The organism is Streptomyces sp. NPDC046915 (genome assembly GCF_040644935.1).
Classification (GTDB): Bacteria; Actinomycetota; Actinomycetes; order Streptomycetales; family Streptomycetaceae; genus Streptomyces.
The window spans coordinates 46,238-60,203 of sequence record NZ_JBEYXB010000010.1; the positions used below are offsets into that span (position 1 = coordinate 46,238).

Annotated in this window: 16 protein-coding genes; 12 read left to right on the forward strand and 4 right to left on the reverse strand. The window is 70.7% G+C overall.

Annotated features, from left to right (window positions below):
• Nucleotides 1–57: 57 nt before the first annotated feature.
• The 4 genes from ABZ915_RS25590 (at nt 58) to ABZ915_RS25605 (ending at nt 1,973) form a co-directional block, all read left to right on the forward strand.
• Nucleotides 58–312 (forward strand): hypothetical protein, encoded by a 255-nt coding sequence (locus ABZ915_RS25590; RefSeq protein ID WP_361807543.1) that lies wholly within the window; start codon nt 58–60, stop codon nt 310–312.
• On the forward strand, nt 305–685 hold the full coding sequence (locus tag ABZ915_RS25595) for a DUF2267 domain-containing protein (RefSeq protein WP_361807546.1): 381 nt from the start codon (nt 305–307) through the stop codon (nt 683–685). The genes ABZ915_RS25590 and ABZ915_RS25595 overlap by 8 nt, the downstream gene beginning before the upstream one ends.
• 488 nt (nt 686–1,173) lie before the next feature.
• Complete coding sequence (locus tag ABZ915_RS25600) at nt 1,174–1,821, forward strand: hypothetical protein (protein ID WP_361807549.1); 648 nt, start codon at nt 1,174–1,176, stop codon at nt 1,819–1,821.
• Complete coding sequence (locus ABZ915_RS25605; RefSeq protein WP_361807552.1) at nt 1,818–1,973, forward strand: hypothetical protein; 156 nt, start codon at nt 1,818–1,820, stop codon at nt 1,971–1,973. The genes ABZ915_RS25600 and ABZ915_RS25605 overlap by 4 nt, the downstream gene beginning before the upstream one ends.
• 22 nt (nt 1,974–1,995) lie before the next feature.
• On the opposite strand, the gene ABZ915_RS25610 is transcribed toward ABZ915_RS25605, so the two are convergent.
• Nucleotides 1,996–2,895 carry a LysR family transcriptional regulator gene (locus ABZ915_RS25610; protein WP_361807555.1) on the reverse strand — a complete coding sequence of 300 codons (900 nt, stop codon included), beginning with the start codon at nt 2,893–2,895 and terminating at the stop codon, nt 1,996–1,998.
• Between the two features lie 179 nt (nt 2,896–3,074).
• Between ABZ915_RS25610 and ABZ915_RS25615 the strand changes: the two genes are divergently transcribed.
• From ABZ915_RS25615 to ABZ915_RS25625, 3 genes are all read left to right on the forward strand, one after another.
• The gene (locus ABZ915_RS25615; RefSeq protein ID WP_361808299.1) at nt 3,075–4,373 is read left to right on the forward strand and encodes an MFS transporter; all 1,299 of its coding nucleotides are present in this window, start codon (nt 3,075–3,077) and stop codon (nt 4,371–4,373) included.
• 101 nt (nt 4,374–4,474) lie between these two features.
• Complete coding sequence (locus ABZ915_RS25620; RefSeq protein ID WP_361807558.1) at nt 4,475–5,320, forward strand: aldo/keto reductase; 846 nt, start codon at nt 4,475–4,477, stop codon at nt 5,318–5,320.
• A 13-nt stretch (nt 5,321–5,333) separates the two neighbouring features.
• Nucleotides 5,334–5,942 carry an NAD(P)H-dependent oxidoreductase gene (locus ABZ915_RS25625; RefSeq protein WP_361807561.1) on the forward strand — a complete coding sequence of 203 codons (609 nt, stop codon included), beginning with the start codon at nt 5,334–5,336 and terminating at the stop codon, nt 5,940–5,942.
• Nucleotides 5,943–5,983: 41 nt separating this feature from the next.
• Here the strand turns inward: ABZ915_RS25625 and ABZ915_RS25630 are convergent, their stop codons facing one another.
• The 3 genes from ABZ915_RS25630 to ABZ915_RS25640 are packed head-to-tail and all read right to left on the reverse strand — an operon-like array spanning nt 5,984 to nt 7,823.
• Nucleotides 5,984–7,039 carry an LLM class oxidoreductase gene (locus ABZ915_RS25630; RefSeq protein ID WP_361807564.1) on the reverse strand — a complete coding sequence of 352 codons (1,056 nt, stop codon included), beginning with the start codon at nt 7,037–7,039 and terminating at the stop codon, nt 5,984–5,986.
• Nucleotides 7,040–7,056: 17 nt separating this feature from the next.
• Entirely contained in the window at nt 7,057–7,437 is a 381-nt protein-coding gene (locus ABZ915_RS25635) for a glycogen debranching N-terminal domain-containing protein (protein ID WP_361807566.1), read from the reverse strand.
• Nucleotides 7,438–7,445: 8 nt separating this feature from the next.
• A complete protein-coding gene (locus tag ABZ915_RS25640; protein ID WP_361807569.1) occupies nt 7,446–7,823 on the reverse strand; it encodes a DUF2267 domain-containing protein in 378 nt (125 codons plus the stop codon).
• A gap of 908 nt (nt 7,824–8,731) precedes the next feature.
• Between ABZ915_RS25640 and ABZ915_RS25645 the strand changes: the two genes are divergently transcribed.
• The 5 genes from ABZ915_RS25645 (at nt 8,732) to ABZ915_RS25665 (ending at nt 13,964) form a co-directional block, all read left to right on the forward strand.
• Nucleotides 8,732–9,181, forward strand: coding sequence for a DUF1931 family protein (locus ABZ915_RS25645; protein ID WP_263276742.1), 450 nt, complete (start codon nt 8,732–8,734; stop codon nt 9,179–9,181).
• A gap of 449 nt (nt 9,182–9,630) precedes the next feature.
• Nucleotides 9,631–10,197: a type 1 glutamine amidotransferase domain-containing protein gene (locus ABZ915_RS25650; RefSeq protein WP_358940233.1), complete on the forward strand. Its 567-nt coding sequence runs from the start codon at nt 9,631–9,633 to the stop codon at nt 10,195–10,197.
• A gap of 643 nt (nt 10,198–10,840) precedes the next feature.
• Entirely contained in the window at nt 10,841–11,368 is a 528-nt protein-coding gene (locus tag ABZ915_RS25655) for a general stress protein (RefSeq protein WP_361807572.1), read from the forward strand.
• An 81-nt stretch (nt 11,369–11,449) separates the two neighbouring features.
• On the forward strand, nt 11,450–13,369 hold the full coding sequence (gene dnaK, locus ABZ915_RS25660) for a molecular chaperone DnaK (protein ID WP_361807575.1): 1,920 nt from the start codon (nt 11,450–11,452) through the stop codon (nt 13,367–13,369).
• A gap of 10 nt (nt 13,370–13,379) precedes the next feature.
• On the forward strand, nt 13,380–13,964 hold the full coding sequence (locus ABZ915_RS25665) for a nucleotide exchange factor GrpE (protein WP_361807578.1): 585 nt from the start codon (nt 13,380–13,382) through the stop codon (nt 13,962–13,964).
• The last annotated feature ends 2 nt before the right edge of the window (nt 13,965–13,966 follow it).

Here is a 13,966-nt window from a genome sequence, read left to right on the forward strand (position 1 = left end):
GATTCGTCCCATACCACGGCAAACTGAGGCACCCGGGTCCTCTGTGGTTCACGTCGAATGCGCGGAGTCGCCGCCCCCGAGTTCCGCTACGTCGGCGCTCTCATGGTGTGGCTCTTCGCCTGTGCGCAATACGACGAGCTCAACCTGGCCGGCGAGGCCCTGCACACCACGGTGCGCGGAGGCGTCAAGCCGTGGGTGGTCGTGGTCACCGCCGTCCGTGGGCGGGCGCGGGCCGGGTCGGCGTGGCAGGCTTGCAGGGGATCCGTGCCGTTCGTCGCAACACAGCAGCGAAGGAGGACGACGCATGGATGAGCAGGAATTCGTCCGTACCGTCGCCGAGCGCACCGGACTGAGCCGGCAGGAGGCGGCGGACCTGACCTGGGCCACGCTCGAGACGCTGGCCCACAGGCTGAGCCCGGGGGAGGCCAGGGACCTGACCACCGAGCTCCCCGAGGGCCTCGCGGAGGCGGTGCGCCGGGGAACCACGGAGCGCATCGAGCGCTTCGGCCACTACGACAGCGTGCGGCGCGTTGCCGAACGCACCATGCTCAAGGAGGAGGAAGCCGACCGGGGTGTGCGAACCGTACTGGCCGTGCTCCGGGAGGCGATCAGCGAGAAGGAGTTCAGCGACCTGATGTCGCAGCTCGGAACGGACTTCTCCCAGGCCCTCGAATCCGCCGGGTGACCCCTGGGCCTTCGGCACGGCGCCCGCGTCACGGCGCCAGCGGCTTGGACGCCGCGTGTGTGCCGGGGCACGGTGGGTGATACCCGCGGACCGCTGGTCCTTCGCGGCCGCCATGGCGCGGGCGCACACGAAGGTATGGTCATGACGGCTGACGTGCCCGAGACCTCCTCCGGCAGATCCGTGCGTGTCGTACCGGTGGCCGATCCCGGTCTGCCGTCGGAGATCGCCCGGGCTCTCGCCCCCCCCGGTTGCCCGACCATCTCCGCCGGGCAGTCCGTGCTCGGGTCGAATGGCAGGTCGACACGATGACCGCCCCGCTCAGCGTGAGCGAGCAGGCCGCGTCTCCGACATCGCCGAGGCCGTCAGAAACCACCTGGACGTGGGACGTGGCGATCTTTCTCACCGACCTTCCGCGGCGGGCCCGGCCTTACCCGATCAGCGTCGAGGCGACACCGCACTCCGTGCCGCGCTCGTCTCCCTTGCCGCCCTTGGGGTCCGCCGCCTTCGGCGCCGGGGTGCGGCAGGCCGTCGCGGATGTCGTCCGAGAGCTGGTCGCGCACGAGGAGACGTCCAGGCCCCCGGAGGCGATCGGCCGCCCGCCGCGCGAACCGGTACCGGACACCCGTCCCGGCCAGCCCCGGCGCTACGTCGTGCCCGGCCTGCGCGGCCACGCTCGACTCGTCGCCGGCATGGAGTACGCCAACCGCCCCTGGCGGCTGTCCGGCTCCCGGCTGTCCGGCTCGCTCTCCCGGGCCCTTGCGGGCGTGTTCGCCACGGCTACGGTCCTGTTCATCACCAGCGCCACCTGGAACCTCGCCACCGCGCTCGGCGTGCAGCATGCCGTCATCACCGCTGTGTCCGCCGTCGCTCTCACCCTGTGGATCATCGTCGACCACCAGCTCCGGGAGCGCGGCACCCACCTCCCTGCACAGCCCCAGCCCCTGTACCCCTACAACCTGTTCACCCTGCTCACCATCGCGCTCACGGTGGTGGTGCTGGCCACGGCCCTGTTCGCGACTCTGGTCGCCGTCTCCTTCCTGTTGATGGACGCGTCCGTCCTGCGCAAGTTCGTCGGACGGCAGGTCGCGTCGGCGACTACCTCTTCCTGGCCTGGTTCGTCACCGCCATCACGATGATCGGCGGATCCTTCGGCACCGGCCTCGAAGGGGACGAGAAGGTGTCCGACGCCGCCTATGGACGACGGCAGCGTGAGCGTCAGCGGATGGTGCGGCAGATGTCGCGGCCGGAGCGAGGCGGACGCAGGGGGCCGGACACCACCGGCGGGTGACGTCCGGGCCGCGGTCCAGGTGTCACAGGGCGATGACGTGGAGGTCGACCAGGTCGAGCAGCGCCCGCAGAGCCGAGCTGGGCCGCCGGGTCGACGACGTGCCGAGATGCATGCTCCAGCGGAGCATGGTGTCGTGCACGTCCAGGACGTCCAGGACGTGCAGGCCGGGGGTGCGGGCAACGGCGAACGCGGGCAGGAAGGCGATGCCCAGACCGTGCCGGACCAGTGCCGCCCCCATGTCGATGTCGGGCACTTCCAGTGCCACCCGGCGTACGACGCCCGCCGCCGCGAACGCCCGGTCGACCACCTCGCGGTTGCCGTAGCCCGGCGGGAAGTCCACGAAGGGCTCCCCCGCGAGGTCCGCAAGTGCCACCTTTCCCCGCTGCGCGAGGGGATGGGCGGCGCTCACCACCAGGACGAGCGGCACGGTGGCCAGCTCCCGTGCGTCGATCCCGGCGGGCTTGCGTTCGGGCAGCGACAGGAAGGCCACGTCCAGGTCCCCGCTGAGCAGCGCGTGCGCCAGTCCCGCCGAGCCGGCCGTCGCCAGCCGCAGCCGGACGTCGATCGCCGGGTGCCCCGCGTGCAGCTGTCCGAGGAGCGCCGGCAGGTCCACCACTTCGACCGAGGCCATGGCCCCCACGTTCACCGTGCCGCTCAGCGTGTCCTGTGCGGCGCGCACGGCGTCCTGGGCGGCCTGGGCGGCGTTCAGGGTGGCCCGAGCCTCCGGCAGCAGTGCGGCGCCCGCCCCGGTGAGCCGGACCTGCTGCGACGTGCGCTCGAACAGCGCGCAGCCGAGCTCGCGCTCCAGTGAGCGGATCGCGGCGGACACCCCTGACTGCACCACGTGCAGCCGACGGGCGGCACGCGTGAAACTCAGCTCCTCGGCGACAGCGATGAAGTGCTCCAGCTGGCGTAGCTCCACACGAGAAGTATCACTCACATTGCTGGAGCCCAGCAAAAACATTCGTTGGCACTGATTGTGGCTGGTGAGGAGGATGGAAAGCGTCATCCGTTTCCGCCCGAGGAGGGGTACCCCTGCCTGCCGTTCCGACGCCGCTGAGCCGTCCCACAGCCGACGCTCCCGACGACCCGACCCACCGGATCCCAGCACCCGCTCCCGCCGGCCTACCGCCCCGTACCCCCGCCGACCTGCCGCCCCGCGCCCCCGCCCGGCGCCGTGCCTCGCACACGACCGGCTTCTGGTTCGTGGCGGTGGCCTTCACCGTGCTGATGGCCTTCGGCACCGCGCCGACCCCGCTGTGGCCGCTGTACGAGGCCCGGGACCACTTCGGCGCGACCACGGTCACGGCGGCGTACGCCTCGATGGTCGTGGGCGCGGCGGGCGCCTTCCTCGGACTGGGACACCTGTCGGACCGGCTCGGCCGGCGGCGCATCATCGTCCCGGCGCTGCTGGTCGGCATCGTCGCGTCGGTCGTACTGATCGTGTGGCGGGACCTGCCGGGGCTGATCGCGGGCAGAATCCTGAACGGTGTCGGACTGGGGCTGATGGCCTCGACCGCGACGACGTACCTGCACGACCTCCACCACGAGGCCCGTCCGGAACGGACGGGTTCGGTGCTGCCCGGCATCGTGGCGACCGCCGCCAACCTCGGCGGCCTGGCCTCAGGGCCCCTGATCGCCGGAGCCGCCGCCGAGTGGCTTCCCGCGCCCCTGATCACCGCCCAGGCCATCTTCACGCTCGTCATGGCGGTGTGCCTGGCGCTGGTGCTGTGCACCCCGGAGACCGTGGACCTGGAGCTGCCCGCGGCCGAACCGCCCAGCAGGTTCGTCCTGCGCCCCGGCGGCCGGCGGACGTTCGGCGCGGCCGGCGCGCTGGGCGCCTTCGCCTTCGCGATCCTCGGCCTGATCTCCTCCCTCGGGGCGAGCGTGCTCCACGGCACCCTGCACACCGACTCGCACCTCGTGGTCGGCCTGGCGGCCTTCCTCATGTTCGGTTCCGCGGCGGCCGCCCAGCTGGTGCTGGGACGCCTCCCACTGCCCCGGGTCCTGACCGTGGGGGCAGTGGTCTTCCCGGTCGGCCTGGTCCTGTGCGCCGTCGCCCTGTACCACCCGGCGCTCTGGCTCTACCTGGTCGCCGTGTCCCTGTCGGGAGCCGGCTCCGGGCTGCTGTTCAAGGGAGGCGTCGAACGTGCCGGTTCAGTGGCCGAGCCCGCCTCACGCGCGGGGGTCCTCGCCGTGTTCTTCGTCGTCGCGTACCTCGGAATGGGCCTGCCCTCCGTCCTGTTCAGCATCGCCCTGCGGCACTTCGCCGTGCAGACCGCGATGATCGGCTTCGCGGCAGCCCTCTCCTGCGGCGCCGTCGTGTCGGTCGCCGTCGCGTTGCGCGACCGCGCACCCGGTCCCGGCGAGCTCCGGGCGCAGTCCGCCCGCCCCTCCTGACCTCCCTGCGGCGCATGCGACACGGCTGTCTGGGAGGCGCCGACCTGGGCACCCGGTGCGGGTGCGCGTGACAGGGATCCGCGGCAGACGGGAGGCCCGAGATGTCTGCGGAACCGGCCAGAACGATTGCGCTCCCCGCCGGTGAGGAGATCGCGGCGCTCGGGCAGGGCACCTGGTACCTGGGCGAGGACCCGGCCCGGCGTGAACAGGAGATCGCCGCGCTGCGGCTGGGCGTGGACCTGGGCATGACCGTCGTCGACACGGCGGAGATGTACGGTGACGGCGCAGCCGAGGAACTCGTCGGGGAGGCCCTCCGGGGACGCCGGGAAGAGGTCTTCCTCGTCAGCAAGGTGCTGCCCGGCCACGCCGACCGGAAAGGCACCGTCGCCGCCTGCGAGGACAGCCTGCGGCGGCTTCGTACGGAACGGCTGGACCTGTACCTGCTGCACTGGCGGGGACGGTGGCGACTCGAGGAGACCCTTGCGGGATTCACCGACCTGATGGAGGCGGAGAAGATCCGTTACTGGGGCGTGAGCAATCTCGACGTCGCCGACATGATCGAGCTGACCACCCTCTCCGGTGGCGACGCCGCGGCCGTCGACCAGGTGCTGTACAACCTGTCCCGGCGCGGCATCGAGTGGGATCTTCTCCCCTGGTGCCGTGAGGCCGGGGTGACAGTCATGGCCTACTCCCCGATCGAGCAGGGGCGGCTCCTGAAGGTCGAGGCACTGGATGCCGTGGCCCGGGCCCTCGGAGCCACGCCGGCCCAGGTGGCACTCGCCTGGGTGCTGGAACAGGGGGTGGCCGCGATCCCGCGTTCCGGATCACCCGACCACGTTCGGGAGAACCGCGGCGCAGCGGACCTCCACCTTCCCACCGAGGCACTCGACGCCCTCGACGAGGCGTTCCCGCCGCCCAGCGGGCCCACGCCCCTGGAGATGCTCTGAAGGAGTTGACAGGATGTCGCGCCCGCTCGTCGTCGGAATGGGAGGTTCGCTGCGCACCCCGTCGACCAGCCTCACCGCACTGTGTGTCGCGGTCGAGGGGGCGGCCGATGCGGGCGCCGGCACCCTGGTGATCGACCTCAGACGGCTGGCTCTTCCGTTCTACACGTCCGAGCACGGGATCCCTGCGTCCGCCCGCCGGCTTGCGGACACCGTTCAGGCCGCCGACGCCCTGCTGTGGAGCAGCCCGACATACCACGGGTCGGTCAGCGGCGCGTTCAAGAACGCGGTGGACTGGCTCGCCCTCCTGGCCGACCACGACCCGCCCTACCTCAGCAACAAACCCGTGGGGATGCTGACGACCGCCGGCGGAGTGCAGGGCCTGCAGGCGATCAACGCGATGGAGTTCATCGTGCGGTCGCTGCGCGGCTGGGCCGTGCCGCTGGTGTTCGCGGTCCCGCGGTCCTCCCGGGTCTTCGACGGCGACGGACGCCTCACCGACCAGGCAGTAGCGGACCAGTTGCGCGGCCTCGGCGCGGAGGTGACCAGGGCGGCCCTGCAGTTCCGGGCGGAGGGCACGTGCGACTACGCGCAGGAGCGGCCGTTCGGGGCCGTCCGGGACTGAGCCCGGCCCTGTCACGCAGGGGGCGCCGGGGTCGTGCTTCCTCAGGGTCCGGTCCGCTCCACGGGCCGCCGGTGCTCGCCGCGCACCCCCAAACGCCCGGGCGGGAAGTGCGGCAGCACGTGTTCGGCCAGTTCGTCGATTACTTCGGCGACCGGACGTCGGCTGTGCTTGAAGTTGATCAGCAGCTGGTCGATGCCGATGTCCTGCCAGGCCCGCATCATCGCCAGGAACGACACCCGGCCCACCGAGAAGCCCTGGTGGATGCGCCGGGGCAGGGTTAGCGGGTCCTCGGTCAGGTCCAGATAGGTGGCCTGTGCGTACGGCTTGAACCCACCGCCTTCGCCTTCGGTCAGCTCCCGCCACCGCTGGATGTTCTCGGCCTGCTGCTGGAGCGGCGGGGTGTAGTACAGCCAGCCGTCCGTGTTGTCGGCGATCCACCGGACGTCCTGCCTGCCGCGTCCCGTCATCAGTACGGGGATCCGCCGGTACACCGGCTTGGGCAGCAGATCGGTGCCGTGCATCCGGCCGAGCGGCGACTCCACGTGCGGGAAACGGTGCTCGAGGACGACACGGAAGTACTCCAGCGACTGCCGGAACCTCTCGGCCCGGCCGCCCAGGTCCTGACCGACGGCCGGGAACTCCACGGGGCGGTCACCGGTGGCCACCCCGAGCAGGAGCCGGCCGCCTGAGAGCTGGTCCACCGAGGCGGCCGCCTTGGCGGTGTGCAATGGATGCCGCAGCGGCATGACGATGCTGGCGGTCCCCAGTGTGATCGAGGTGGTGCGGGCACTGAGCTGCCCCAGGTACACCCACGGGTCGAAGACCTGCCCGGCGTCCCCGAAGCCCGGGTCCAGCAGCGGCACGTCACGGACCCACACCGAGGCGAAGCCGGCCCGCTCCGCCTGCTGGATCCGCTCGATGTGCCCGGCCAGGGACGGCACGGGCCCTTCGAAGCCCTCCAGGGGCGTGATGGCGCCAACGGTCATCCTGCCGCCCGGATACGCCCTGGCCATGGCCGCGTGCTCGGAGAACGGCCGCTGCGCCCCGCCTTCGACGTCCACGGGTCCGCCGGCTGAAGGAACTGTCGATGGTGTCATGCGATCCTCCGGCGATTTCATGCCGGGTCCGGGCGCATCAGACGCGTGCTGAGGTCGCGCAACCGGAGGTCCTCGCGCATCCCCTCGCCGACGTAGCGCCGACGTTCCGGCAGGAGTTCGCTCTGCGCGCCGTGTGTCGGGACGAGGGAGACGAGCGTGGTGCTGCAGGCGTCCTGGGAAAGCACGGTGAGGTGGTGCGGCCGGTGGCCGTCCACCCGGATCTGCCAGTCGGGGATGACCCGCACGTCGCGGAAGAACGTCCCCTGCGGCACCTCGGCCTCCATGCCGCCCGAGGTGCCCGAGACGCAGAACGTCCGCCCCTCGACCAGTGTGACGGTGGCCGCCGTGAGTACGGGCGGTTCCGTCTCCTCGGTGACGGCGCTGACCTCGTCGGTCATGGCTCCTTCTAGCCCGGGGCCCCGACGAGAGCCTCGAAGTCCCGGGGCAGCTGGGATATCACGTGGCGGAACTCGCCATCACTGACCGCGTCCCTCAGGGTGGTCAGCTCCGCCCGTACGCCCTCGCGGGCCTCGTCCGGGCTCACCCCTGCTCGCCTGCTCACCCGATTGATGAACTCGTCGAGTCCGAAGGGCTCGGCCTCCGGAGTAGGAGAGACCAGCGGTTCCTTCAGCGGCTTGGGCAGTTCGGACGCGAGGTCCTCCGCCTCACCCCTGGTGAGCCGCTCGGCCAGGGTTTCGAGGGTGGCACGGGTGAGGGATTCCGCCTTCTCCGGGGGGACAGGGGCGCGCCGGGTGATGGTGTCGAGGAAGGTGTTGTAGTCCATGAGTCGTCCTTTTTCTGAACCTTTGCAACTGCCTGGCTTGGGACCTGAGACAGCCACCGAAGGGTGCGTCGTGCGTGTGGGGGTGGCGGGCTGATGCGCGTCATGGTGCATGCGCCTCAGCAGAGGCCATTTCCATGCTCCGGATGTGGGCCACACCCTGCCTGCTCCCGGCGGGCGGAAATGCGGCGGGCTCCATAGACCTCCGAGCACAAGTGCAGGCGGCCTCCGCCACGGCAAAGGGGACACCGGCACCGGTCTGCCGGATGTGCGTCAGGGCGCCGTTCCTGTGGTGCGGCGCGGTCGGCTTTCCCGCCGTCGTTCCCGCCGTCGCGTTTCCGGCCGGCCCGTTCGGCGTCGAGAGCGTTCGACGGCGGCGAGCTGTCGGGCGATGTCCATCAGCCACACTGCCAGGTCGTTGGACCGTGGGGCGCGGCCGGCGCGGCTCTCACTCGCACCCAAGAGATGAGCATGACCTGGTCAGACACGGTGCTTGCCCGCCCCGCTTCCTCCAGGGCTCTCGCAGCCGGGGTGCGGCGCTTGGGGGGATGGTCGGGGTGGTGGCTGATCTGGTGTGTTGCCGGCTTGTTGAGGGGCGGGGTGATGCCGCTCGTCGGGGTGCCCTGACACAGTCCCGCTTCCCCGAGTTGGCCATGTCGTCCGGTCAGCGGCTCTCGTTCGAGGCGCTGCAACGCCGCGCAGTTTCCTGCGGAGGGACGGCCATACGGCTGACCGGGGGATGCCCGCGCATTCCATGCTGCTCTGCCAGGGTAGGAGGGGGTGTTCTTTTTCGGCCTGGGATGCGGAGGCGCTCAGCGGGCGGGCTCTGCGAATCTCGACCGGTAACAGCCGATGGCGGCGCTGGCGGGAGCGAACGACGCCGTCCGGTTCCCGGTGAGGAGGCGAGAGGCATGACCGTGATGGGTGTGTCGAAGTTCGAGAGGTTCTTCCGCGCCGCCGCAGGCCTCGACGTGGACAAGAACGACCTGAAGCGGTACGGCGACTTCGTCGACGCCAAGCTCTACGACCTCCTGGTCGTCGGCCAGGCGTCGGCCAAGGCCAACGGCCGGGATACCGTCGAACCGTGGGACCTACCGATCACCAAGGGCCTCCAGGAGAGCATCCACCGGTTCCGGCGGCTCGACGAGGAGGTCGAGCTGAAGCCGATCCTGGAACAGCTCGCCGCGCACCCTCCCCTCGACAGGACACCCACCCAGGAGACCGAAGAGCGCTACCCCGAGATCATCGGCGGTCTCAGCGTCGCCCTCTCCGAGACGTTCAAAATCATGTATCCGGATGTCAAGAACCCGCAGACCAGCCACTGGGACGGTGTGACCGCGGTGTTCGACCGGCTGCTGTAGCAGTCGCGCCCCGGTGCATGTCGCCGATCTGAACGGACATGCCGGGCGGGGGCCGGAAGGTGGGGACGGGAGCCTTCACCGAGGCCACGCAACAGCCTGTGACCCGGAATGCCGTTTCGGGGAGGCAGAGGAGGGACTGCGCGCCGAGAGGGTGAAGGAAGTCCTCGACGCGCGTGTCGAAAGGCACACGGATGCCCTTTCACCCCAACGAACATCTGCGGCTCAGTGTATGAAGGCCGTTCCGACTGCGCAGAGGGGCGGGTGTTCGGGCCGGGAGGCCAAGCCGTCCTGGTTCCGGGCAGCTCCGGCTGATCGCGGCACGTACACGCTCGGGGCACCCTCGGCCGCGCCTTGCAGTCCCCGGTCCGGAAAAGGGATCCGGACGGGCCCTGCCGGGTGTCCCTGCCGCTCGCGTCGTACAACCGGCGACTCGTGAAGGGAGCCGCACCATGACACAGGAACTGCAGGGGATGCGGGTGGCGATTCTGGCCACCGACGGCGTCGAGCGCGTGGAACTCGACCAGCCGCGCGGTGCGCTGCAGGGCGCAGGGGCGAAGACCGAGATCGTCTCGCTCCATCCCGGCGAGATCCAGGCCCGCCAGTTCGACCTCAACGCGGCAGGAACCTTCCCCGTGGACCGCCTGGTCGCCGACGCCTCCGTCGACGACTACCACGCCCTGCTCCTGCCCGGCGGCACCATGAACCCCGACCAACTGCGCATGGACCGCGACGCGGTGCAGTTCGTCAGGGACTTCATGGCCAGCGGGAAACCGGTCGCATCGATCTGCCACGGCCCGTGGACGCTGGCGGAAGCCGACGCCGTGCGCGGCCGCCGCCTGACGTCCTGGCCAAGCATCCGCACCGATCTGCGCAACGCCGGCGCGGAGGTCGTCGCCGACCAGGAGGTGGTCGTCGACGGGCAACTGGTCACCAGCCGCGGCCCGTCCGACCTGCCTGCCTTCTGCGCCGCCGTCGTGGAGCAGTTCGCCCGGGCGCACCACCCCATGCCCGGCTGAGCCGACGGCCAGGTCGCCGCGGAGAGAGCAGGCGGTACACGGTGACCGTGGGCTCGCTCTCCATCCCACGGGCTGGTCATCCGTGGCGGTCGCCTCCGTACGGTCCCCGGTCCGTAGCGTCGCGCGGCCGCGTCGAACGTCGCCACGCCCAGGGACAGGGTCGCCGCGGTGCGCCGTACCAGCTTCGCCAGGCGCAGATGGCCCCGGGAGGACAGCCGTCGCGGTACGGCCGGAGGGCAGCGGCCCGCGCAGGGCAAGCCCGAGGATCTCGCGCTCGTCCGCGCCGTCAAAAGTGCTGTGCCGCTGCTCGTCCGCAGGCACGGTGATGTCCCGGGTGCCGCCCGCCTCCTGAGTGTCGAAGCGGGGGGAAGCCCTTGCGTTGGACGGTCGACCATGGAATCACTCCGATTTCCTCTGGGCTTCAAGGAAGTACATCCGCGAGCCCCTCTCCCTCGTGCCGGGCCGAACCCTGAGGTACCCCGCCGCGAGCCGCGTGCCCGAGTCGTCGTCCCGCCTCCTGTCCTCGCAGACCGACCGCCGGTGCCACTTTTCGACCCGCTGGGCGCAGGCGGGGTGACCGGGCGAACAGCCACTCTGGGGCCTGTCGGGACCGCTCGGCGGTCCGTCGGCGGAAGGAGTGGCCATGACCGAGCAGGCCCGCAGGGCCGTTGCCTCGTACTCGACGTACCAGGAAGCCGAACGTGCCGTCGATCACCTCGCCGACCAGGGCTTTCCCGTTCAGAAGGTGGCGATCATCGGTCGGGACATGCGCCTGGTCGAACAGGTGATCGGTCGAATGGGGTACGGCGGGGCCGCCCTCCACGGCGCAGCCACCGGAGCGCTGCCCGGCGTACTCGTCGGCTGGATCTTCGGGCTGCTGAACTGGCTGAATCCGGTCGTCTCCGGTCTGCTCCTCGCGCTGTACGGGCTGATCTTCGGAGCGGTGGTCGGTGCGCTGCTCGGCGTGCTGTTGCACGCGGCCCAGGGCGGCCGCCGGAACTTCGCCTCGGTCCGCTCGATGGAGCCCAGCCGGTACGACGTCGTGGTGGACGAGGACGTCGCCGATGAGGCCGTCCGGCTGGTCGCCGGGCTGGACAGCGGGGCCGCCGCGAACACGGAGAGCGCCTCCTCCAGGGGCCGCCGCCCGCGCAGCGACGCCGCCCCCAGCTGAACGAGTTTCGAAGCCGGGCGGACAGGGCCCGGAGGATGAACGGTCGCCGACGGACGTCGACCGCCGCGGAAGGAGTTCCTCATGGCCAAGGCAGTGGGCATCGACCTGGGCACCACCAACTCGGTGATCGCCGTGTGGGAGGGTGGCGAGCCGACCGTCGTGCCCAACAGCGAGGGCAACCGCACGACACCGTCCGTGGTGGCCTTCACCGACACCGGCGAGCGCCTGGTGGGCCAGCTGGCCCGCCGCCAGGCGATCCTCAACCCCAAGGGCACCATCTACTCGGCCAAGCGGTTCATCGGCCGGCACTTCGACGAGATCCCCGACGAGGCCAAGGCCGTCGCCTATGACGTCGTCCCGGGAGACAACGGCGAGGCCCGCTTCAAGGTGCGTGACAAGCTGTACGCGCCTGAGGAGATCAGCGCCCTGGTGCTGCGCAAACTCGCCGACGACGCCTCCAAGCAGCTGGGGGAACGGGTCACGGAGGCGGTCATCACGGTGCCCGCCTACTTCAACGACGCCCAGCGCACCGCGACCCGTGATGCCGGACGGATCGCGGGACTGGAAGTGCTGCGGATCATCAACGAGCCGACGGCGGCCGCCCTCGCGTACGGCATGGACAAGAAGCAGCACGAGACCGTTCTCGTCTTCGACCTGGGCGGCGGCACCTTCGACGTGAGCATCCTCGATGTCGGCGACGGCGTGGTCGAGGTGCGTTCCACGGCGGGTGACAGCCATCTGGGCGGCGACGACTTCGACCGGCGTCTGGTCGACTACCTCGCGGACGACTTCCAGAAGGAGAACGGCATCGACCTGCGCAAGGACCCGCAGGCGCTGCAACGCCTGTTCGAGGCGGCGGAGAAGGCCAAGACCGAGCTCAGCTCCGTCTCCCAGACCCAGGTCAGCCTGCCGTTCATCACCGCCGACGCCTCCGGGCCCAAGCATCTCACCGACTCGATCATGCGGTCCACGTTCGAGCAGATCACCGGCGACCTGGTGGAGCGCTGCCTCGGTCCGGTCCAGCAGGCCATGGCCGACGCCAAGGTCGGCGAGAGCGACATCGACGAGGTCATCCTCGTCGGCGGTTCCACCCGCATCCCCGCCGTCCAGGCGCTGGTGCGCCGGCTGACCGGCGGCAAGGAACCCAACATGAGCGTGAACCCCGATGAGGTCGTGGCCCTGGGCGCCGCTATCCAGGCCGGGGTGCTCAAGGGTGAGGTCAAGGACGTCCTGCTGCTCGACGTCACCCCCCTGTCGCTGGGCGTGGAGACGCGCGGCGGAGTGATGACGAAGATCATCGAGCGGAACACCACCATCCCGGTGCGCCGCAGCGAGACCTTCTCCACCGCCGAGGACAACCAGCCGGCCGTCGACATCGTCGTCCTCCAGGGCGAGCGCGAGCGGGCCGCCGACAACCGGGTCCTCGGCCGGTTCCAGCTCACCGACATCCGGCCGGCGCCGCGGGGCGAACCGCAGATCGAGGTCACCTTCGACATCGACGCCAACGGCATCCTCAACGTCAGCGCGCGCGACAAGGACACCGGCAAGGAACAGGGCATCACCATCAGCGAGAGCTCCAACCTGGACCGGAGCGAGGTCGAACGCATGGTCCAGGAGGCCGAAAGCAACCGGGGCCAGGACCAGGCACTCCGCGAGGCCGTCGACGCCCGCAACGAACTCGACGCGATCGCCTACCAGATCGAAAAGCGTCTGAACGAACTGGCCGACGCCGCGCCCGCGCACGAGAAGGCGCGAGCCGAGATGCTGGTGGCAGAGGCCCGCGACGCGGTCAAGAACGAGGCCGGAGTGGACAAGGTCAGGCCGCTGATCTCCGAACTCCAGCAGGTCCACGCCGGGCTCGCCGCCCACCAGGCCGAAGCCGCGGCGGCGAGTGGTCCGTCGGACACCACCGGGCCGGACGCCTCCGGGCAGGGTGGTGCCGGGCAGGGCGGTGCCGGCGCCGACGAAGACGTGATCGATGCCGAGTTCGACAAGGGCTGAGGTACCCGCCATGCCGATCCCTCCCCAGGACCGATCGTCCGACCTACCGCCCGAAGGCGCCGCACAACCGCCGCAGGGCCACCTGCCCGAGCCCGCGCCGCCGACCACGGAGGCCGGACCGGGGCCCGACGCGGCCACCGGTCCGGCCGGGGTCGAGGACGAGTACGCGGCCGCGCTGAAAGAGGTCGAGGACCGCTGGCGGCGTGCTCTCGCCGATCTGGACAACCTGCGCAAGCGACACGCCAGGGAACTGGACCGGGAGCGCGCGGTCGAACGCGCCCGCACGGCGGCGGCCTTCCTTCCCGTCATCGACAACCTCGAACTGGCCCTGAACCACGCGGGCTCCGACCCCGGTGCGATCGTCGAGGGGGTTCGCGCCGTGCGCGAACAGGCCGTGTCCATACTTGAACGCCTTGGTTACGAGCGTCACGCCGAGACCGGCGTCCCGTTCGACCCCTCCCGGCACGAGGTCGTCGGCGTGGTCCAGGACCCCGACGCCGAACCGAACACCGTGGCGCAGGTGCTGCGCCCCGGCTACGGCGAGGCCGAGCGGCAGCTGAGGCCGGCCGCCGTGACCGTCGCCAAGCGGGAGTGAGC